Origin of the sequence: Streptomyces sp. NPDC051582, from assembly GCF_040681715.1 — a bacterium.
In the GTDB taxonomy this organism is placed as follows: Bacteria; Actinomycetota; Actinomycetes; order Streptomycetales; family Streptomycetaceae; genus Streptomyces.
On the sequence record NZ_JBFAZJ010000045.1, the window covers coordinates 25278 to 44816 of the forward strand.

Here is a 19539-nt window from a genome sequence, read left to right on the forward strand (position 1 = left end):
CTTACTCGTTCGGCCCAATCCGGGGAACCCTCTCCCGGCCCCGGTGCGGCCTGCTCAGCAGCTGCGCTCCATCGGCATGTCCGTCAGAGCGTTCAGCAGGCCGCCGAGCACCTCGCGCTGCTCGGCGGTCAACGGAGCCAGGATCTCCTCCGCCGCGTCGGTTCGCGCGTTGCGCAGCCGGCGCAGCGTGGCGCGGCCGGTGTCGGTGAGCTCGATCCTTATGACGCGCCGGTTCGCCGGGTCGGGCGCGCGGCGCACGCACTCGGCGGCCTCCAGGCCGTCCACCAGCGTGGTCACGGCGCGGGGCACGACTTCGAGGCGGGCGGCGAGGTCCGCCATCCGGGGCGGCTGGTCGCCGTCGTAGTGCGAGACGAGGCGCAGCAGCCGGCTCTGGGCGGGGGTGATGCCGAGCGGTTCCAGGTGGTGCTTCTGGATCCGGTGGAGCCGGCGGGTCAGCCGCAGCAGCTGCTCGGCGAGCACGCCGTCCGTGCTGTCGGTTTCGGAAGCTGTCCTCATACTGGGAAACAGTACCAGGACCACGTTCATTGTGAGCATAGGTAACAATGAGCTATGCTCATTCGAGTCTCACAGGTCTTGTACTCCGTCAGGTCTCGCCAGAAGGAGGCCCATGCGCCCCGAAGAGCCGAAATGGACCCCATCGAAAGAAGCGCTCGATCCCACCCGCCCCGCCCCTGCGGAGCAGCCGCGTGAGCTGCGCCGGATCGTGGCCCTGTTCCGCCCCTACCGCGGCCGCCTCGCCGTCGTGGGGCTGCTCGTCTGCGCCTCCTCGCTGGTCTCGGTGGCCTCGCCGTTCCTGCTGAAGGAGATCCTGGACGTCGCCATCCCGCAGGGGCGCACCGGGCTGCTCAGCCTGCTCGCGCTCGGCATGATCCTCACCGCCGTCGTCACCAGCGTCTTCGGCGTGCTGCAGACCCTGATATCCACCACCGTCGGGCAGCGCGTCATGCACGACCTGCGCACCGCCGTCTACGCCCAGCTCCAGCGGATGCCGCTGGCCTTCTTCACCCGCACCCGGACCGGTGAGGTGCAGTCCCGCATAGCCAACGACATCGGCGGCATGCAGGCGACCGTCACCTCCACCGCGACCTCCCTCGTCTCCAACCTGACGGCCGTGATCGCCTCCATCGTCGCGATGCTCGCGCTGGACTGGCGGCTCACCCTCGTCTCCCTGCTCCTGCTGCCCGTGTTCGTGTGGATCAGCCGGCGCGTGGGCCGCGAGCGCAAGAAGATCACCCTCCAGCGGCAGAAGCAGATGGCCGCCATGGCCGCGACCGTCACCGAGTCGCTGTCGGTGAGCGGCATCCTGCTCGGCCGCACGATGGGCCGCGCGGACTCGCTGACCCGCTCCTTCTCCGACGAGTCCGAGAAGCTGGTCGACCTTGAGGTCCGCTCCAGCATGGCCGGGCGGTGGCGCATGTCCACCATCGGCATCGTCATGGCCGCCATGCCCGCGCTCATCTACTGGGCGGCCGGCATGGCCCTCCAATCCGGCGCCCCCTCGCTCTCGGTCGGCACCCTCGTCGCCTTCGTCACGCTCCAGCAGGGCCTGTTCCGGCCCGCCGTGAGCCTGCTGTCGACCGGTGTGCAGATCCAGACCTCGCTCGCCCTGTTCGGCCGCATCTTCGAGTACCTCGACCTGCCGGTGGACATCACCGAGCGCGCGGACGCGGTACGGCTGGACCGGGCCCGGGGCGAGGTCCGGCTGGAGGACGTGCACTTCGCGTACGACGCCAAGCACGGGCCCACCCTGACGGGCATCGACATCACCGTCCCGGCCGGCGGCTCGCTCGCAGTGGTCGGACCGACCGGCTCCGGCAAGAGCACGCTCAGCTACCTCGTGCCCCGGCTCTACGACGTGACCGGCGGCCGGGTCGCCCTCGACGGCGTGGACGTACGGGATCTCGACTTCGACTCGCTGGCCCGCTCCATAGGCGTGGTCTCCCAGGAGACGTACCTCTTCCACGCCTCCGTCGCCGACAACCTGCGCTTCGCCAAGCCGGACGCCACCGACGAGGAGATCGCCGAGGCTGCCCGCGCGGCCCAGATCCACGAGCACATCGAGTCCCTGCCCGACGGGTACGACACCCTGGTCGGCGAGCGCGGCTACCGCTTCTCCGGGGGCGAGAAGCAACGCCTCGCCATCGCCCGCACCATCCTGCGCGATCCGCCGGTGCTGATCCTCGACGAGGCCACCAGCGCGCTCGACACCCGCACGGAACACGCCGTGCAGCGGGCCATCGACAACCTGTCCCAGGGGCGCACCACGATCACCATCGCGCACCGGCTCTCCACCGTCCGCGACGCCGACCAGATCGTCGTCCTGGACAAGGGCCGCATCGCCGAGCGCGGTACGCACGAGGAGCTGCTGGAGGCGGAAGGCCGGTACGCGGCCCTGGTCCGCCGCGACCGGGACGCCGCGCTCACGCCGGAGCCGGCCGTGCAGCCCACGCCGGTAAAAGTGTGATCGTATGACCGGATTTTGGGTGTGATACCGGAAATGTGACCCTTCGCGGGTTAGCGTGCCGGCATGCGCCATGAGTACCAGCCGCCACGGCGTCGCTCCCGGCTCACCCGCCGGGGCCGTCTGGCGCTCTTCCTCGGCATGCTGCTCGCCGTCGGTGCGGCCGCCCTGTTTCCGCTGATGCGAGGCGGAGAAGCCCCCGAGAAGCCACGCCGGCTGACCATTCCGGAGGGGTGGCGGGCACCCCAGGTGTACGCCGCGATCGACCGCGAGCTGAAGCTCCCGGCCGGCTCCACCAAGTCCGTGGTGCCCAAGGCCGCACTGGCCCTGCCCGCGGAGGCGAAGGGCAATCCGGAGGGCTTCCTCTTCCCGGCGACGTACCCGGTGACCTCGAAGTCCACCCCGGCCTCCCTGCTCGCGTACATGGTGGACACGGCCAATCGGAAGCTGGCGACCAGAGCCGTCGCGGACGGCGCCAAGGCCCACGGGATGACCCCGTACCAGACGGCCACGCTCGCCAGCATCATCGAGGCGGAAGCCGAGTCCCGCTCGGACCGGGGCAAGGTCGCCCGCGTGGTCCACAACCGGCTGGCGAGGTCGATGCCGCTCCAGATGGACTCCACCATCAACTACGCGCTGGGCCGCAGCACGGTGGGCACCAGGCTGAGCGAGACGCGGATCGACAGCCCCTTCAACACCTATGAGCGCCAAGGGCTCCCGCCGACGCCGATCGACAGTCCGGGAGTGGAGGCCATGGCCGCGGCCGTCGCGCCGACGCCCGGCGACTGGCTGTTCTTCGTCACCGTGAAGCCGGGGGACACCCGCTTCTCGGCGACGTACGAGGAGCACAAGAAGCACGTCGCGGAGTTCAACCGGATCCGGGCCGGGGCAGGTGCCGGTGCCGGTGCCAGTGCCAGTGCCAGTGCCAGTGCCAGTACCGGTGCCGGTGCCGGCGCGAGCACGGGGCCGCGGTCGGAGGCCGGGTCGGGGACCAGCGAGGTCGCCGCCGGCCGCGCCCGGCCCGGCTCCCGCGCCGGCTAGGCCGGCCGGGCGGAAGGGGCGCGATCCGGGCGGCGGCCGCCATCGGTACGGTCCGTGGCCTGCGTGCCGTCCGTGGCCGCCGTGCGGTCCGTACTCCGCGTGCCGGCCGCGCCGCCGGCCAGTAGGCGGCGGATCTCGCGGACCGCGGCCCCGCCGGCGCGGTTGGCGCCGATCGTCGATGCCGACGGGCCGTAGCCGACCAGGTGGATCCGCTCGTCGCGGACCGCGCGGGTGCCCTCGACCCGTATGCCGCCCCCGGGTTCACGCAGGTGCAGCGGACCCAGGTGATCGATGGCGGCCCGGAAGCCGGTGGCCCACAGGATCACATCGGCCTCCACCTGGCGCCCGTCCGCCCAGACCACGCCCGCCGGCGTGATCCGGTCGAACATCGGCTGCCGGTCCAGCGCACCCGAGGCCAGCCCGGCGCGGACGGCCTCGTTCAGCGGGAGCCCGGTCACACTGACCACGCTCTGGGGCGCCAGCCCCTGGCGTACCCGCTCGTCGACCAGGGCCACCGCGGCCCGGCCCTCGGCCTCTCCGAAGCTCCCGTCGCGGAACACCGGGGGCCTGCGGGTCACCCACGTGGTCCCGGCCGCCACCTCCGCGATCTCCAGCAGGTGCTGCACCGCCGAGGTGCCGCCGCCCACCACGACCACCCGGGCCCCGGCGAACTCCTGGGGCCCCGGATAGTTCGCGGTGTGCAGCTGGCGGCCCCGGAAGCTCTCCTGGCCCGGGTAGCGCGGCCAGAACGGCCGGTCCCAGGTCCCGGTCGCGTTGATCAGCGCCCGCGCGGACCAGATCCCGGCCGAGGACTCCACGCGCAGCCGCCCGCCGTCCCCGTCCCGTACGGCCGTGACGTCCACGGGCCGCCGCACGCGCAGCCCGAACCGCTCCTCGTACGCCGCGAAGTACTCCCCGATCACCGCCGAGGAGGCCCGCCGCGGGTCGGCGTCCGTGAGCTCCATGCCGGGCAGGGCGTGCATCCCGTGCACCTTGCCGTACGTCAGTGAGGGCCAGCGGAACTGCCAGGCCCCGCCCGGCCGCGGCGCGTGATCGAGCACCACGTACCCGATCCCGGCCCGCGCCAGGTGGTACGCGCTCGACAACCCCGCCTGCCCGGCCCCGACGACCACCACGTCGACGCCCGCCGCTCCCCGCACCATGTCGTTCACGGTTCTACCAACCCGCGCCGACCGCGGGATCTTCCCACCCGCTAGGCGGCCGGGTGTTCGCAGAGCCAGTCGTAGGCCGCCTCCGCGCTGAAATCGCGCTGCCCGCCGCGGAACAGCAGGCCGGCGCCGGTGAAGGCGGGGTCGTGGGCCGTGGCCGGGACGTACGGGATCGCCACGCAGGACATGCCGGCCGCGTGCGCGGCCCGGGCTCCCGGGGCCGCGTCCTCGACCACCACGCAGTCGGCGGGGTCCGCGCCGAGGCGGCGGGCCGCCTCCAGGAAGACGTCGGGCGCGGGCTTGCCGTGCGCCACCTCCTCGGCGGAGACCGCCGTGGTCAGCAGCGCGTCCAGGCCCGTCCCGGCCAGGACGGCGTCGATCGCCTCGCGCGAGGACCCGGACGCCACCGCCATCGGGATCCCCTCCGCGTGCAGCCGCTCCACGAACTTCCGCATCTCGGGGAAGGCCTCGGTCCCGGTCCGGGCCAGTTCCAGGTAAGCGGCGTTCTGCTCGGCCAGCAGCTGCTCCACCGGGGCCTCGATCGCGTACCGCTCCCTGAGGATCTCCAGCGTCTCCAGGGTGCCGATGCCGATGAAGCGCGCGTGCTGCTCCCAGGTGAAGTCGCGGACACCGTGCCGGGCCAGGGTGCGGCGCCCCGACTCGTAGTAGTTCGGCTCGCTGTCCACGAGGGTGCCGTCGAGATCGAATATGACGGAAATCATCCGCTCTGCCCGTCCTGCCGGTTGTGTACCTGTCCCGGCCATCCTGTCAGGGTTTGCGCACTCCTCGTGCCACGGACTCGACCAGCGGCAGCAAACGGTGCGCGACCCGCTCGCGCAGCGCCACCTCCGTACGGGTGCGCACCACGCCCGGCAGCCGGATCAGCCGCTGGATCACGTCCTCCAGATGCGCGTTGTCCCGGGCCGCGACCCGGGTCAGCAGGTCACCGCCGCCGGTGATCGAGAAGGCCTCGATGATCTCGGGCACGGCGGCCAGGGCGTCGCCCACCTCGTCCAGGTGTCCCTGCGTGACCTCGATGTGCACGAAGGCCAGCACCGGATGCCCGAGCGCCGCGGGGGACAGGACGGGGCCGGTCCCGGTGATCACCCCGGTGCGCTCCAGCCGGTCCAGCCGGGCCTGCAAGGTGCCCCGCGCGACCCCGAGGATCCGCGCGTACTCGCGGACGCTGGTGCGCGGCTGTTCGATCAGCAGACGCAGGATCCGGGTGTCGAGCTCGTCCACCGCCATGCCGCGACTGTACCAATGGCCCAGAGCGGTGCCTTTCCGGCGGACCGCCGCATCCGCGACCAGCGGTCGGCCGGAATCCCTTGTGGGCACACGTCGAGGAACGGAGAGCGCGATGACGGCCACAACCGGCCTGCACTGCCTGGTCACCGGGGCCACCGGCTACATCGGAGGCCGCCTGGTTCCCGAGCTGCTCGACGCCGGGCACCGCGTGCGGTGCCTGGCCCGGTCCCCCGAGAAGCTGCGCGACCACCCGTGGGCCGGGCGCGCCGAGACCGTCCGCGGCGACGTCACCGACGCCGAGTCCGTCGCGGCCGCCCTGCGCGGCATCGACGTCGCCTACTACCTCGTCCACGCCCTCGGCGCCGGATCCGGATTCGAGGACCGCGACCGCACCGCCGCCCGCATCTTCGCCGAACAGGCCCGTGCGGCGGGCGTCGGCCGCATCGTCTACCTCGGGGGCCTCACCCCGGCCGGAATCCCGGTCCGCGAGCTGTCCCCGCACCTGCGCTCCCGCGCCGAGGTCGGCGAGATCCTCCTGGGCTCCGGGGTGCCGACCACCGTCCTGCGCGCCGCCGTCATCATCGGCTCGGGCTCGGCCTCCTTCGAAATGCTGCGCTACCTGACCGAGCGGCTCCCCGTCATGGTCACCCCCAGCTGGGTCGGAACCCGCGTCCAGCCCATCGCCGTCCGCGACGTACTGCGCTACCTCGTCGGCAGCGCCGCCATGCCGCCCGAGGTGAGCCGGGCCTTCGACATCGGCGGGCCCGACGTGCTCACGTACGAGGAGATGATGCGCCGCTACGCATCCGTCGCCGAGCTGCCCCACCGGCTCATCCTGCGCGTGCCGATGCTGACCCCGCGGCTGTCCAGCCACTGGATCGGCCTGGTCACGCCCGTGCCGCGGGCGCTGGCCCGGCCGCTCGCCGAATCCCTGCGCCACGAGGTCGTGTGCGCTGAACACGACATCGCCCGGTACGTCCCCGATCCGCCCGGCGCCCCGATCGGCGTCGACCGGGCCGTCTCCCTGGCCCTGCGCAAGGTGCGCGAGGCGGACGTGGCCACCCGCTGGTCCTCCGCCTCCCTGCCCGGCGCGCCCAGCGACCCGCTGCCGACCGACCCCGACTGGGCGGGCGGCAGCCTCTACACCGACCGGCGCGAACGCGCGGTCGACGCCTCGCCCGCCGCGCTGTGGCGGGTGGTGGAGGGGATCGGCGGGGAGAACGGCTGGTACTCGTTCCCCCTGGCCTGGGCCGTACGGGGCTGGCTCGACCGGCTCGCCGGCGGCGTCGGCATCCGGCGCGGCCGGCGCGACGCGTCCCGGCTGCGGGTGGGGGACTCGCTGGACTTCTGGCGGGTGGAGGCGATCGAACCCGGTCGCCTGCTGCGGCTGCGCGCCGAGATGAGGCTGCCGGGGCTGGCGTGGCTGGAGATGTGCGCGGACCCGGTGTCCCCCTCACCACGGGACGGGGACCGGGGCGGCGCCGTGCAGGGCGCCCGCTACCGCCAGCGGGCCCTGTTCCATCCGCACGGACTGCTCGGCCACCTCTACTGGTGGAGCGTGTCGCCCTTCCACGCCGTCGTCTTCGGCGGCATGGCCCGCAACATCGCCCGCGCCGCGCACCGCCTGGACGAGGAGGCCGCCGCGCATCCGGCCCCCGTGTCCGCATCCGGCCGGGGCCCGTCCGCCGAAGTATCCGACGACAGCCGTCCCCCCGGTCCCGACGCGGAGCGAGAGAACCCATGAACGTCGCGGTGGTCCTGTACACCTCCGACCTGCGCCTGCACGACCACCCGCCGCTGCGCGCGGCCCTCTCCTCCTGCGACCGGGTGGTGCCGCTGTTCGTACGCGACCGGGCCGTCGACGCGGCCGGCTTCGCCGCGCCCAACCGGCTCGCCTTCCTCGCCGACTGCCTGGCCGACCTCGACGACGGACTGCGCGAGCGCGGCGGCCGCCTGGTCCTGCGCTCCGGCGACGCCGTCGCCGAAGTCCTCGCCCTCGTCCGGGAATGCGACGCCGACGAGGTCCACATGGCGGCCGGGGTCAGCGGCTACGCCCACGCCCGCGAGGAACGGCTGCGCGCCGCCCTCGAAGCCGAGGGCGTGCGGCTCTACGTACACGAGGCGGTGGTCACGGTCGCCGCCCCCGGGGCGGTGCTCCCCGCCGGCTCCGACCACTTCGCGGTCTTCACCCCGTACTTCCGCCGCTGGTCCGAACTGCCGCCCCGCGCCGTCGCCGCCGCCCCGCGCTCCGTCCGCGTGCCCGACGGCATCGGCTCCGACCCGCTGCCGCGGCGCGCGGACCTCACCGGGGTCTCCCCGGGCCTGGCCCGGGGCGGCGAGCGCGAAGCACGCGACCTCCTCCGGCGCTGGCTGCGCGCCGGCCTCTCCCGCTACGCGGACTCCCACGACGACCTGGCCGGCGACGCCACCTCGCGGCTCTCCCCGCACCTGCACTTCGGCACGCTCTCGCCCACCGAGGCCGTCCACCGCGCCCGCTCCGCCGCCGCGGGGCCCGCCGGGGACCCCGGCGCCGAGGCGTTCGTCCGCCAGCTCTGCTGGCGCGACTTCCACCACCAAGTGCTCGCCGCCCGGCCCGAGACGGCCGCACGGGACTACCGCGACCGCCGGGACCACTGGCGCACCGGGGCGGCCGCCGAGGAGGAGGCCGAGGCCTGGAAGGAGGGCCGCACCGGCTACCCGGTGGTCGACGCGGCCATGCGCCAGCTCCGCCACGAGGGCTGGATGCACAACCGGGGCCGGCTGCTCACCGCCAGCTTCCTCACCAAGACCCTGTACGTGGACTGGCGGATCGGAGCCCGGTACTTCCTGGACCTCCTCGTGGACGGGGACCTCGCCAACAACCAGCTCAACTGGCAGTGGGTGGCCGGGACGGGCACCGACACCCGTCCCAACCGGGTCCTCAACCCGGTGCGCCAGGGCCTGCGTTACGACCCGTCGGGACGGTACGTACACCGCTGGGTCCCCGAGCTCGCCGGGCTGGACGCCCCCAGGGTGCACGAGCCCTGGCGGCTGCCCGGGCTGGAGCGGGCCCGCTACGACTACCCGGACCCGATCGTGGAACTGGCCGACGGGCTCGACCGGTTCCGGCGCGGCCGGGGAGCGGAGTGAGCGGCGGAGCCGTTCCCTGACCCCTATCGTGAGCGCGTGGACCGCGTGCCCCAGACACCACCGCACCCCCAGACACCACCGCACCCCCAGCCGCCGCCCCAGTCCCCGCCCGGCCCCGCCGCCGCGCTGAGCACCGGCGCGGTCGCCCGCCGCCTCGGGGTCTCGCCGACGACGCTGCGCTCCTGGGAGCGCCGGTACGCGATCGGCCCGGCCCGCCGCGAGACGGGCCGGCACCGCCGCTGGACCCCCGAGGACATCGCCCGGCTGGAGCTGATGTGCCGGTTCACCGCCGACGGGATCCCTCCGGCCGAGGCCGCCCGCGCCGCGCTCGGCGGCGCCCCCGCGGCGACCCGCGCCGGGGCGGCCGTACCGCCGGCGACCCCCGGCGGGCCCGACGCCCTCCCGCTCGGGGCGGTCCGTCAGGAGTGCCGGGGGCTCTCGCGGGCCGCCGTACGCCTGGACGCGCCGACCGTGGCGGAGCTGCTGGAGGGGGTCCTGGCCGAGGACGGTCTGGTCACGGCCTGGGAGGAGGTCATCGCGCCGACCCTGCACGCCGTGGGCCGCAAGTGGGCCACGGCCGGGGAGCGTTACGTGGAGGTCGAACACCTGCTGTCCTGGCAGATCTCCGCGGCGCTGCACCGGATCCGGCCCCTGCCCGAGCCGCCCATGAGCCCGCCGGTACTCCTGGCCTGCGTCCCCGGCGAACAGCACAGCCTGCCCATCGAGGCCCTGACCGCGGCCCTCGGCCAGCGCGGCGTGCCCGCCCGCATGTTCGGGGCCGCCCTGCCGCCCGAGGCCCTGCACGACGCCGTGCGGCGCACCGGCCCGCGCGGCGTCGTCCTGTGGGCGCAGTCCCGTACGACCGCCGACGTGGCCCTGGCCCGGTCGGTGGCCGGCATCGAGTGGGGTCTGCGCGGTGCCCGGGCCCGTCCGGCCCTGCTGCTCGCCGGGCCCGGATGGGGAGCCGAGGCGCCGGGGCCGCGCACCGAGCGGCTGTACGGGCTGCGTTCGGGCCTGGTGGTCATCGAGTCGCTGGCGCCGCCTGGAGAAGCGACCCCCGCAGCCGGTGCAGGGCCCTTCGCATATGGCTCTTGACGGTGCCCAGCGGCAGCCCCGTGCGGTCCGCGATCTGGGTCTGGGTCAGGTCCGCGTAGAAGGCGAGGTGCAGCACCCGCCGCTGCTCGGACGGCAGCCGGGCGAGTTCCCCGAGCACCAGCACCCGGTCCAGGACCTGCTCCGCCTCCTGGCGCGCCGGCCCCCCGAGCCGGTCGGTGGCGCCGGGCGAGGTGCGTACGGCGGCTGCTGTCACCCGGGCCCGGCGGGTCCGCGCCTCCAGCGCGTCGGCCACCTTGTGACGGGTGATTCCGGTGATCCAGGCCCCGAGGCCCCCGGGCCCGGGCCGGTAGCGGTGCCGGCCGTTCCAGGCGGCGAGGAACACCTGCTGGGTGACGTCCTCCGCCTCCCGCTCGTCACCCAGGTACCGGTGGGCGAGTGCGTGGACCAGCGGCCGCCAGCGCCGGTAGACCGCCTCCATGCACCGCTCGTCGCCCGCCGCGAAACCTGCCGCGACGCACTCCTCGCGCTCCCGCTCGTCCATGGCTTCGTCCATGGTCCGAGCCTCGCGAGCGCGCCCCGAAGGAGCCACTCGCAGCGTTTGCGCATCGATTTTCCCACGCCCACGCCCACTCCCACTCCCACGCCGACGCCGACGCCAGCTGCCGACGGCCGGCGTCCGGTCGCTCAGCGTGCGTGCAGCAGGGGCTGCGGCAGATAGGCCAGGGCCACCGCCAGCACCACCGCGCCCGGCGCCACCAGCAGCCAGTTCACCGGCCAGCCGGCCCGCACCAGCAGGGCCCCCGCCATCCCGCCCGTGAACATCGCCAGGACGGCGGCGGCCCGCCGCGCCCAGGCCCCCGTCCCGTACCCGAACGCACTGTCCTGCCCCAGCGCCGAACCGCCGAGGAAGGAGGTCATGGACCGGGTGACCAGCGTGGTCGGCAGCCCGGGCACGTTCACCCGCATGCTGGTGACGTTGCGCATGCCCATCGTCGCGGCCAGCAGCGCCGCCACCGTCATGTGCCGCCCGGTCGGCTCGCCGTAATGGGCCGCCAGGCCCCAGCCCGCCCCCGCCGCGACCAGGATCAGCCCTCCCTCGATCCCCAGGCCGATCACGAACCAGCGCCGCCCCAGCGCCTCCGCCGCGTCTTCGAGCCGGGCCCCGCACACCGCCCCCAGAGCGAAGGCGGCCAGCGACACCGCGGGCGCCAGGGCGGGCAGACTCCCCTCCCGCGCCACCCCGAAGGCCAGGAACAGCACGTTCCCGGTCTGCATCGCCGTGAACACGGGCCCCAGCGCGAGCAGGCTGACCGCCTCGATCATTCCGGTCACGAAGGTCAGTACGACCAACAGCGCCGTCAACGGCGGCAGCCGCCACAGGTGCGCGCTCTCGTCCATGACGCCCGACAGTGACATGCCGTCCGAATCCTCCGGCGCCGACATGCCGGAGGGCTTAGGGTCCGGATCATGAGTGACCTGCTGCTGGTGAGACACGGCGAGACGGCCTGGAGCGCCAACGGGCGCCACACCGGACGGACCGACATCCCGCTGACCGCCGCCGGGGTCGAAGAAGCCATCTCGCTCGCCCCGTACTTTCGCGACCGGCACTTCGCCCTGGTGTTGACGAGCCCGCTGCGCCGCGCCGTCGCCACCGCCCAACTCGCGGGCCTGAACGGCGGCGTCACCGACCCCGACCTGTACGAATGGGACTACGGCGGCTACGAGGGCGTCACCACGGCCGAGATCCAGCGGACGCGGCCGCACTGGTCCCTGTGGACCGACGGCGTCCCGCCCGGCGACGCCGAGCACCCCGGCGAGGACGCCGCCCAGGTCGGCGCCCGGGCGGACCGCGCCCTGGCCCGGGCCGGCGAGGTCCTCGCCGAGGACCGCGGCGATGCCGTCATCGTCGCCCACGGCCACTTCCTGCGCGTCCTGACCGCCCGCTACCTCGGCCTGCCGCCGCAGGACGGCCGGCTCTTCCTCCTGCGCACCGGCACGGTCAGCATCCTGTCCACCGAACACGGCCTCCCGGTGATCGCGGGCTGGAACACCCACCCATAGGCAGGTCCGGCCCGTCCACAGGTCCCGCGGCCGTCCCCGTGGGATTCTGAAACCGTGCGAGCCCTTGGGGAACTCGAACGGGAACTGCGGACGGGCACCGGCCCGGTGCCGGCGGCCGCGCGCCGCGCCGTCCGGACCACGTTCGCCTCCTGCACGAGCTTCCTCGTGCTCCTGTACGTGTTCGACCGGCCCGTCGCCGCCACCTACGCCCTCTTCGGCGCCGTCTCCCTGGCCGGGCTCGCCCGCATCCCGGGCACCGGACGGCAGCGGGCCGCCGTCATGGTCAGGCTCCTCCCGGTGGTCTGCTTCCTGGTGGTCCTCGGCACCTTCCTCGCCGTACGGACCTGGAGCGCCGTCCTCGGCATGGCCGTCGTCGGCTTCTGCCTGGCCTTCTCCTCGGCGGCGGGACCGCGGGCGGCGGGCGCCGCGCCCGGCCTCCAGCTGCTCTACATCCTGCCCAGCTTCCCGCCGTACCTCCCGCACACCCTCGGCGAGCGGCTGGGCGGCGCCCTCGTCGGCCTCCTGCTGCTCATCGCCGCCGAGGCGTCAATCCTGCCCGACCCGCGCGTGCCCACGTACGCGGAGCGGGCCGCGGGCGCCGCGGCCGAGGCGGTACGGTGCGCCGCCGCGCTGGGGCGGCCGCCGTACGTACTGACCGCTCCGGCTTCCGACCGGGCCCGGGCGGCCGCCGAATCGCTGCGCTCCTCCCGCGTCCCGGAGGCGGAGCGGGCCGCCGGACCAGGGGTGCGCCAGCGCGGCCTGGCCCACACCGGACTGGCCGCGCGCACCCTGCTCTCCCGGCTGCGGAACCTGCCCGCACCACCCGCAGGGCGGGAGCCGAGACAGGCGGGGATCGACCTCCTCGGCGCCGTCCGCGAATCGGTGTGCGGGACCGCGACCCTGCTCGGTGACGGGCGCCGGCCCGCCACGGACTCGGCGGAACTGCTCCGGCTGCGCGCCCGCAACGCCCGGACCCCCGCCGAACTGCCCGAGTCCCGCCGCCGGCAGGCCGCCCTGCTGGAGGTCGCGGACGCCGCCGTGGCGCTGCGCACGTCGGCCGAGATCGCCGTGCGGGGGCGCGGCGCGCATCCGGACGCCGACGCGGCGGACCGGTTCTGGTACGTCCGGCAGAGCACCGTACGCCTGTGGTGGCACCGGCTCGCCGCGCACACCGGGCCCCGGTCCGTGCACTTCCAGAACGCCGTACGGATCGCCCTCGCCCTCGCCGTGGCCCGCACCGTGGCCGGGATCGACTCCCTCCCGCACGGCTTCTGGGCGATGCTCGCCGTCGTCAGCCTCACCCGGACCACCGCCGTGCAGACCCGGGGCACCGTGCGCAGCGCACTCATCGGCACCTGCGTGGGCGCGCTCGCCGCCGGCACGGTGCTCGCACTGGCCGGCGGCCAGACCACCGTGTACGCGATCGCGCTCGCGCCGCTGATGCTGTTCACGTTCACCGTCGGGCCGGTGAAGGGCGTGGGCTGGGCGCAGGCGCTGTTCACGCTCGTCGTCTCGGTCGTCTTCGCCCAGCTGTCCGCGGTCACCTGGCAGCTGGCCGAGGTCCGCTTCCTCGACGTGCTCATCGGCAGCTCGATCGGGATCGTGTGCGGGCTGCTCGCCTGGCCGCGCGGGGCCCATGACGAGCTGGGCCGGGCGGTCGCCGGGCTGCTGCGCGCCTGCGCCGACGACGTCGAGTCGACCACCGCCGTGGTCACGGCGCCGGGGCGGCCCGCGGAGCCGCCCGGGGACCAGGAGCACCGGGTCCGGGTCACGCTGGTGATGGCCGAGTCGGCGTACGCCCAGTACCAGAGCGAGGCGCAGCGCCCGCCCGGGCCGGGCCCCGACTGGCAGGCCGCGGTGATGACCGGGCACCACGTGCTCTGGGGCGCCGGCCGGGTGCTGGGCAGCGCGGACGGCACACCGCTCGCGGGCGGCGAGGCGGCGGGGCTCCAGGAGTACGCGGCCCGCGTCGCGGCCGGACTGCGCCGCGCGGCGGCGGTTGCGGAAACCCCCCACAAGACCCGGGACGGCGGCCCACCGGGCGGCCCCGGGGACCTCCTCCCGGAGGCACTGACCCCGCCCACGGAGGCGGCGCCGCCCGACGCCGGGCTTCCCTACTTCGCCACGACGGCCTGGCTGGACTCCCTGACTGCGGACCTCGAAACCATCGCCTCGGGCCGCGCCGCGGCCCGCATCCCCGGATGAGCGCCGGCACGCCGGTACCCCGCCCCGCCGTTTCCCGGCCGCGCCGCCGGGCAGAACCTCCACGGCGTCCGGACCGGCCGGGCGCGGACGCACGGATCGAGGGTGACGGTGGGGGAGCCGATGAAGGGCGGTCGGTCCGCGGCAGAGGTCTTCGACGAGGTCGGCGCACGGTACGAGGAGGCGTTCGGGCACGTCCCCGGACAGCTCGCCGCACTGGACTGGCTCACCGCCCGCCTCGCCCCCGGCGCCCGCGTCCTCGACGTCGGCAGCGGTACGGGCCGTCCGACCGCCGAAGTCCTCGCGCGGGCCGGCTGCGCCGTGACCGGCATCGACGTATCGGCGCACATGGTCGGCCTCGCGCGCTCCCGGGTCCCGCGGGCCCGCTTCGAGCAGGCCGACGTACGCACCTACACGCCCGCCGAGGGCGGCTTCGACGCGGTGTGCTCCTTCTTCCCGCTGCTCGTGATGTCCCAGCCGGAGGTGGCCGCGGCCCTGGCGCGGATGGCCTCGTGGGTGGCGCCCGGCGGGTACCTCGTACTGGCCACGGTCCCGGGGGACATCAGCGACCTGGACATCGTGTGGATGGGGCACGAGGTCACGGTCAGCAGCCTCTCCCCGGCGGAGCACCTGCGACTGCTCGGCGCGGCGGGCCTGGAGGTGCTGGATCACCACACCGCGCTGTTCCGGCCCGAGGGGGGCGAGCCCGAGGAGCACTTCTTCTGCCACGCCCGTCGGCCCGCCTGAGCGAACGCTGGTCCGTTGGTCGCTCGTGGCCGACGGCTGCACGCCTGTACTGGGCCAATGGTCCAGTGAAGCGGAGGTGTGTTGAGCCAGTGGGCCTTCGGATGCTTATCTGTGTCGTATCCATGTACTTACGGCGCCGCGCAGCGCCGGGCGGCAACGAGGCCGGTCCGGAGCGCGGTGCCTTCGCCGTGCCCGCCTGCCGCCCACCACCCCCGGGCGGACGCGGGACCGGCGCGCACCACTGCAAGGGGGGCGGCACACCGCCGTGAAGAGGATGTTCGTGGCTCCGGATCCGGGGCGCCAGAGACTGAGGAACTCGCTGCGGGCCGTGCTCGGCATCGGGCTCGCCGTCGCCGTGTCCGAGCTCTGCGGCCTCTCCCTCACCGCCTCCATCACCGGGGGACTGGCTGCCCTGCTCACCCTCTTCACCGTGCTCGACCCGACCGTGCGGGCCCAGCGCGTGACCAGTGCCCTGCTGCCGGTCGCCGGCTTTCCCGTCCTCGCCCTGGCCACCACCCTGCACGGGACGCCGCCCGCCCGGGACGCCGCCTTCCTCGCCGTCGTCTTCGCCGGGGTCTACGCCCGCCGCTGGGGGCCGCGCGGGCACGCCCTCGGGATCTTCGGCTTCATGATGTTCTTCGTCACGCAGTTCCTGCACGCCGTACCCGGTCAGCTGCCCGAGCTGTACGCCGCCGTCGGGCTGGCGCTGCTCTCCGCCGGAGCCGTGCGCTTCGTCCTGTGGCCGATCGAGCGCCGCACCCCGCCGCCCGCCGCGCCGCCCGGCCTGCCCGGCACCGGCCTGGCCCGGCCGACCACGCGCCAGGCCTTCCAGGCCACCGCCGCCTGCGCCTTCGCGCTCGGCATCGGCCAGGCGCTCTCCGACGACCGCTGGTACTGGGCCGTCGGCACCGCCTGGTGGATCTTCGTCAACACCGCCTCCCGCGGCGAGACCCTCGTCCGCGGGTTCCGCCGGGTCCTCGGCACGGTCGTCGGCATCGCCGCCGGGCTGCTGATCGCCGTACCGCTGCACGGCGCCCCCGCGCCCACGGCGGCCCTGGTCGCGGTATGCGTCTTCGGGATCTTCTACACCGCGGCGCCCTCGTACTCCTGGATGATGTTCTTCGTCACCGTCATGGCCGGATTGCTCTACGGGCTCCTCGGAGTCCTGCACCCGGGCCTGCTGCTCCTGCGCTTCGAGGAGACCGCGATCGGCGCGCTCGGCGCGGCGCTCGCGGTGGCGCTCGTCCTCCCGGTGACCACGCACGCCGCCAACGACGCCTGGATCCAGCGCGCCCTGCACTGCGTACGGGCCTCCACGGCCGCCGCCCTCGACCGCCTCGCCGGGGACCCCGACGCGGATCCGGCCCCGCACGCCGCCGAACTCGAACTGCTGCTGGGCCGCGTACGCATGGCCCTCGCCCCCCTCGTCCACCCGCTGAGCCCGCTGCGCGCCCGCAAGGCGCGGGCCCGGCAGGTGCTCGGCCTGCTCGACGACTGCGCCCGCGAGGTGCGCGGACTGGTGGCCGTCGCCGCAGACCCGCAGGCCTCGCACGACGCCCGGCTGGCCGCCGCCTGCTGGCGGGTGGAGAGGGCGGTGGAGGCGCTGACCGCCCCGCGGGTCATGTCGGAACGCGTCGCCGCGGCCCATCCCGGACCCACCGCCGCGGAGCCGGTCCTCGCGCACCTGCACGGCCTGGAGCACGCCCTCGTGGCCCTCCACGGCCCCCTGCGCACCGACCCGCGCGCCCCCCTGGCCATCACGGCCTGACCCGGCCCCGGCCCCTGATCCGCCACGTCGGAGAACGGCGTCGGCGGATCGTACGCCCTGTCAGGTCCGCTCCGCAGGGCAATGGCCCGAAGATCACTCGGTGGAGTTGTTCCGGATGTACGTGCCCTTCGCCGCTGACCTGCCGCATGTACAACGGGTGAGGGTTGACCGCGCATTCATCCGGTAGGTACGGGGTGGATCTGGCCGGACAGGGGGTAACGCCCGGGATGGAAATACTTCAACAGCGCTCGACCACCGCCCAGGTGTGGGAAGCGGCCGAGGAGTTCATCCAGCTCTTCCACCGGGAGAATCCGCAGGCGGGTGATCCGCGGGCCAGGCTCGCCGCCGTGCGGGCCGAGCTCGCGGCCACCGGAAGCTACCGGCACACCCCGCAAGAGCTGGTCCACGGGGCCCGTGTCGCCTGGCGCAACAGCAACCGCTGCATCGGCAGGCTGTACTGGAACTCGCTGCGCGTGCGCGACCGCCGCGAGCTCACCGGCGCCGACGAGATAGCCGCCGAGTGCTTCGAGCACCTGCGCGACGCGACCAACGGCGGCCGGGTCAGACCCACCATCACCGTCTTCGCCCCGGACGCCCCGGACCGACCCGGCCCGACGATCTGGAGCGAGCAGCTGGTCCGGTACGCCGGCTACGGCGACCACCACTCCGTGACCGTGGGCGACGCCCGCAACGCCCCGCTCACCAGTGCGTTGCTCGCCCTCGGCTGGACCGGGGGAGCGGGCACGCCCTTCGATCTCCTGCCGCTCGTGGTCCAGGGCGTCGACGACAAGCCCCGCTGGTTCGACACCCCCGCGGACGCCGTGCTGGAAGTTCCGATCGAACACCCCGACGACGCCGGCTGGGCGGACTGGGGGCTGCGCTGGCACGCCGTACCCGCCATCTCCAACATGTGCCTGGAGATCGGCGGAGTCCACTATCCGGCCGCGCCCTTCAACGGCTGGTACATGGGGACGGAGATCGGCGCCCGCAACCTCGCCGACAACGACCGGTACAACCTCCTCCCCGCCGTCGCCCGGCGCCTCGGCCTCGACACCGCCAGCGACCGTTCGCTGTGGAAGGACCGCGCCCTCGTCGAGCTCAACCGGGCCGTACTGCACTCCTTCGACCGGGCCGGGGTCACCATCGCCGATCACCACACCGAGTCCCGGCGCTTCCTCAGTCACGTGGAGCGCGAGGAGCGCAAGGGGCGTGACGTGGGCGCGGACTGGTCCTGGATCGTGCCGCCGATCTCCGGCTCCGCCACCCCCGTCTTCCACCGCACGTACGACGACCGGCCGAGCTCGACGGCGTACGTGCACCACCCGGGCGCGCAGGAACGGGCCCAAGGGCGCCATCTGGTCTAGACCTTCTGTTACCGTCGGCTCCCCACGGATCGATCCGGACGGTGGAGAGGGGACCTTGTGAACGGCACGGAAGGCACCGAAGGCGCGGAAGGCGCCGAAGGTACGGAAGGCGCGGACGGCACGGGCCGGAGCGGCGGACTGCGGGCCCACATCGGCTCGTTCACCTCGGGAGGCGGCCGCGGCATCACCACCGCGGCCGTGGACCCGGCGACGGGTGCCCTGACCCTCCTCTCCGCCACCGACGCGGTCGCGGACCCCTCGTACCTCGCCCTGGATCCGGGCACCGGGGTGCTCTATGCCGTGAGCGAGACGGACCACGGCGCGGCCGCCGCCTTCCGGTCCACCCCCGAAGGCCTCACCGCCCTCGGTCCCGCCGTCCCCGTCGGCGGCTCCGGACCGACCCACCTCGGCGTGGCCGGGCGTCGGCTGCTGACCGCCAACTACACCTCCGGCAGCGTCAGCAGCCTCCCGCTCGCCGCGGACGGCAGCCTCCGCGGACCGGCGTCGGTCCTCGTCCACGAGGGCGACGGCCCCGACGCGAGCCGTCAGGAACGGCCGCACGCCCACCAGGTGATGCCCGATCCGGGCGGCCGCTGGGTGCTCAGCGTGGACCTCGGCACCGATTCGGTCCGGGTCTGCTCCCCGGACCCGGCCACCGGGGAGCTGCGCCTGCACGCCGAGACCGCGCTGCGCGCCGGGACGGGCCCGCGCCATCTCGTCTTCCACCCGGACGCGGACGTGGTGTACGTCCTGCACGAGCTGGATCCGCAGCTGACCGTCTGCCGCTGGAACGCGGACTCCGGGCAGCTGGAACCGATCGGCGAGGTTCCGGTCGCCCCCGCGACCGCTCCAGGGGCCGTACGGGCCTACCCCTCGGCCGTGGTGGCCTCGCCCGACGGCCGCTTCGTGTGGGCGGCCGTGCGCGGGGCCGACGCCATCGCCACCTTCTCGCTCGCCGACGGGCCCGAGAAGCCGCGCCTGGTGGGCAGCGTGGACTGCGGCGGCAGCTGGCCGCGGGACCTCGCCGCCGACCCTTCGGGGCGACGGCTGTACGCGGCCAACGAGCGCTCCGGGGACGTCACCTGGTTCGACGTCGACCCGCTGACCGGGCAGCCGCGGCGGGCCGGATCGGTGGCGGTACCGGCCGCGACCTGCGTGGTCTTCGCCTGACCGGCGCCCAACCCTGCCCGTGCACACGGACGAGGGCCCGCGACCCGGGGGATTCAACCCCCGGCGGGGGGGGCCCCCGACGGGGGGGCCCCGGCGGGGGGA

At 74.4% G+C, this 19539-nt stretch carries 17 protein-coding genes; 11 read left to right on the plus strand and 6 right to left on the minus strand.

The genetic code is table 11. The annotated features are described in order from the left end of the window. Positions 1 to 54: 54 nt before the first annotated feature. Positions 55 to 516, minus strand: a complete 462-nt coding sequence (locus AB0M92_RS35815; RefSeq protein ID WP_366106536.1) for a MarR family transcriptional regulator — start codon at positions 514 to 516, stop codon at positions 55 to 57. A gap of 112 nt (positions 517 to 628) precedes the next feature. Here AB0M92_RS35815 and AB0M92_RS35820 point away from each other — a divergent pair, with 112 nt between their 5' ends. Together AB0M92_RS35820 and mltG are read left to right on the plus strand one after the other, a co-directional pair. Continuing rightward, on the plus strand, positions 629 to 2485 hold the full coding sequence (locus AB0M92_RS35820; protein WP_366106537.1) for an ABC transporter ATP-binding protein: 1857 nt from the start codon (positions 629 to 631) through the stop codon (positions 2483 to 2485). A gap of 63 nt (positions 2486 to 2548) precedes the next feature. Further along, entirely contained in the window at positions 2549 to 3523 is a 975-nt protein-coding gene (gene mltG, locus AB0M92_RS35825; protein WP_366106538.1) for an endolytic transglycosylase MltG, read from the plus strand. Here the strand turns inward: mltG and AB0M92_RS35830 are convergent. Genes AB0M92_RS35830 through AB0M92_RS35840 form a run of 3 tightly spaced genes read right to left on the minus strand, consistent with a single transcriptional unit; the run spans position 3520 to position 5940 of the window. Next, complete coding sequence (locus AB0M92_RS35830) at positions 3520 to 4686, minus strand: FAD-dependent oxidoreductase (RefSeq protein WP_366106550.1); 1167 nt, start codon at positions 4684 to 4686, stop codon at positions 3520 to 3522. The two genes, mltG and AB0M92_RS35830, sit on opposite strands and share 4 nt — an antisense overlap. A 50-nt stretch (positions 4687 to 4736) precedes the next feature. After that, a complete protein-coding gene (locus AB0M92_RS35835) occupies positions 4737 to 5414 on the minus strand; it encodes an HAD family phosphatase (protein WP_366106539.1) in 678 nt (225 codons plus the stop codon). A gap of 46 nt (positions 5415 to 5460) precedes the next feature. Beyond that, positions 5461 to 5940, minus strand: coding sequence for an Lrp/AsnC family transcriptional regulator (locus AB0M92_RS35840; protein ID WP_366106540.1), 480 nt, complete (start codon positions 5938 to 5940; stop codon positions 5461 to 5463). Between the two features lie 112 nt (positions 5941 to 6052). On the opposite strand from AB0M92_RS35840, the gene AB0M92_RS35845 reads away from it, so the two are divergent. The 3 genes from AB0M92_RS35845 (at position 6053) to AB0M92_RS35855 (ending at position 10164) form a co-directional block, all read left to right on the plus strand. Next, a complete protein-coding gene (locus AB0M92_RS35845; protein WP_366106541.1) occupies positions 6053 to 7684 on the plus strand; it encodes an SDR family oxidoreductase in 1632 nt (543 codons plus the stop codon). Next, positions 7681 to 9069: a deoxyribodipyrimidine photo-lyase gene (locus AB0M92_RS35850; protein ID WP_366106542.1), complete on the plus strand. Its 1389-nt coding sequence runs from the start codon at positions 7681 to 7683 to the stop codon at positions 9067 to 9069. Before AB0M92_RS35845 ends, AB0M92_RS35850 begins: the two co-directional genes overlap by 4 nt. Positions 9070 to 9195: 126 nt before the next feature. Then, the gene (locus AB0M92_RS35855; RefSeq protein WP_366106551.1) at positions 9196 to 10164 is read left to right on the plus strand and encodes a MerR family transcriptional regulator; all 969 of its coding nucleotides are present in this window, start codon (positions 9196 to 9198) and stop codon (positions 10162 to 10164) included. On the opposite strand, the gene AB0M92_RS35860 is transcribed toward AB0M92_RS35855, so the two are convergent. Both AB0M92_RS35860 and AB0M92_RS35865 read right to left on the minus strand, forming a co-directional pair. Further along, on the minus strand, positions 10091 to 10678 hold the full coding sequence (locus tag AB0M92_RS35860; RefSeq protein WP_366106543.1) for a sigma-70 family RNA polymerase sigma factor: 588 nt from the start codon (positions 10676 to 10678) through the stop codon (positions 10091 to 10093). The two genes, AB0M92_RS35855 and AB0M92_RS35860, sit on opposite strands and share 74 nt — an antisense overlap. Positions 10679 to 10809: 131 nt before the next feature. Continuing rightward, positions 10810 to 11541 carry a YoaK family protein gene (locus AB0M92_RS35865; RefSeq protein WP_366106544.1) on the minus strand — a complete coding sequence of 244 codons (732 nt, stop codon included), beginning with the start codon at positions 11539 to 11541 and terminating at the stop codon, positions 10810 to 10812. 51 nt (positions 11542 to 11592) lie between these two features. Between AB0M92_RS35865 and AB0M92_RS35870 the strand changes: the two genes are divergently transcribed. The 6 genes from AB0M92_RS35870 (at position 11593) to AB0M92_RS35895 (ending at position 19437) form a co-directional block, all read left to right on the plus strand. Beyond that, positions 11593 to 12186, plus strand: a complete 594-nt coding sequence (locus tag AB0M92_RS35870) for a histidine phosphatase family protein (protein WP_366106545.1) — start codon at positions 11593 to 11595, stop codon at positions 12184 to 12186. A gap of 54 nt (positions 12187 to 12240) precedes the next feature. Further along, positions 12241 to 14391, plus strand: coding sequence for an FUSC family protein (locus AB0M92_RS35875; RefSeq protein ID WP_366106546.1), 2151 nt, complete (start codon positions 12241 to 12243; stop codon positions 14389 to 14391). A 102-nt stretch (positions 14392 to 14493) separates the two neighbouring features. Beyond that, positions 14494 to 15135, plus strand: coding sequence for a methyltransferase domain-containing protein (locus AB0M92_RS35880; protein WP_366106547.1), 642 nt, complete (start codon positions 14494 to 14496; stop codon positions 15133 to 15135). Positions 15136 to 15409: 274 nt separating this feature from the next. Further along, positions 15410 to 16903, plus strand: coding sequence for an FUSC family protein (locus AB0M92_RS35885; RefSeq protein ID WP_366106552.1), 1494 nt, complete (start codon positions 15410 to 15412; stop codon positions 16901 to 16903). 227 nt (positions 16904 to 17130) lie between these two features. Next, the gene (locus AB0M92_RS35890; protein WP_366106548.1) at positions 17131 to 18267 is read left to right on the plus strand and encodes a nitric oxide synthase oxygenase; all 1137 of its coding nucleotides are present in this window, start codon (positions 17131 to 17133) and stop codon (positions 18265 to 18267) included. Positions 18268 to 18405: 138 nt separating this feature from the next. Next, positions 18406 to 19437, plus strand: a complete 1032-nt coding sequence (locus tag AB0M92_RS35895; protein WP_366106553.1) for a lactonase family protein — start codon at positions 18406 to 18408, stop codon at positions 19435 to 19437. Positions 19438 to 19539: the final 102 nt, after the last annotated feature.

Coding starts and splice junctions, on each gene's coding strand:
- AB0M92_RS35815 (WP_366106536.1), bottom strand. CDS start 516: ATGAGGACAGCTTCCGAAACCGACAGCACGGACGGCGTGCTCGCCGAG.
- AB0M92_RS35820 (WP_366106537.1), top strand. CDS start 629: ATGCGCCCCGAAGAGCCGAAATGGACCCCATCGAAAGAAGCGCTCGAT.
- mltG (WP_366106538.1), top strand. CDS start 2,549: ATGCGCCATGAGTACCAGCCGCCACGGCGTCGCTCCCGGCTCACCCGC.
- AB0M92_RS35830 (WP_366106550.1), bottom strand. CDS start 4,686: ATGGTGCGGGGAGCGGCGGGCGTCGACGTGGTGGTCGTCGGGGCCGGG.
- AB0M92_RS35835 (WP_366106539.1), bottom strand. CDS start 5,414: ATGATTTCCGTCATATTCGATCTCGACGGCACCCTCGTGGACAGCGAG.
- AB0M92_RS35840 (WP_366106540.1), bottom strand. CDS start 5,940: ATGGCGGTGGACGAGCTCGACACCCGGATCCTGCGTCTGCTGATCGAA.
- AB0M92_RS35845 (WP_366106541.1), top strand. CDS start 6,053: ATGACGGCCACAACCGGCCTGCACTGCCTGGTCACCGGGGCCACCGGC.
- AB0M92_RS35850 (WP_366106542.1), top strand. CDS start 7,681: ATGAACGTCGCGGTGGTCCTGTACACCTCCGACCTGCGCCTGCACGAC.
- AB0M92_RS35860 (WP_366106543.1), bottom strand. CDS start 10,678: ATGGACGAAGCCATGGACGAGCGGGAGCGCGAGGAGTGCGTCGCGGCA.
- AB0M92_RS35865 (WP_366106544.1), bottom strand. CDS start 11,541: ATGTCACTGTCGGGCGTCATGGACGAGAGCGCGCACCTGTGGCGGCTG.
- AB0M92_RS35870 (WP_366106545.1), top strand. CDS start 11,593: ATGAGTGACCTGCTGCTGGTGAGACACGGCGAGACGGCCTGGAGCGCC.
- AB0M92_RS35885 (WP_366106552.1), top strand. CDS start 15,410: ATGTTCGTGGCTCCGGATCCGGGGCGCCAGAGACTGAGGAACTCGCTG.
- AB0M92_RS35890 (WP_366106548.1), top strand. CDS start 17,131: ATGGAAATACTTCAACAGCGCTCGACCACCGCCCAGGTGTGGGAAGCG.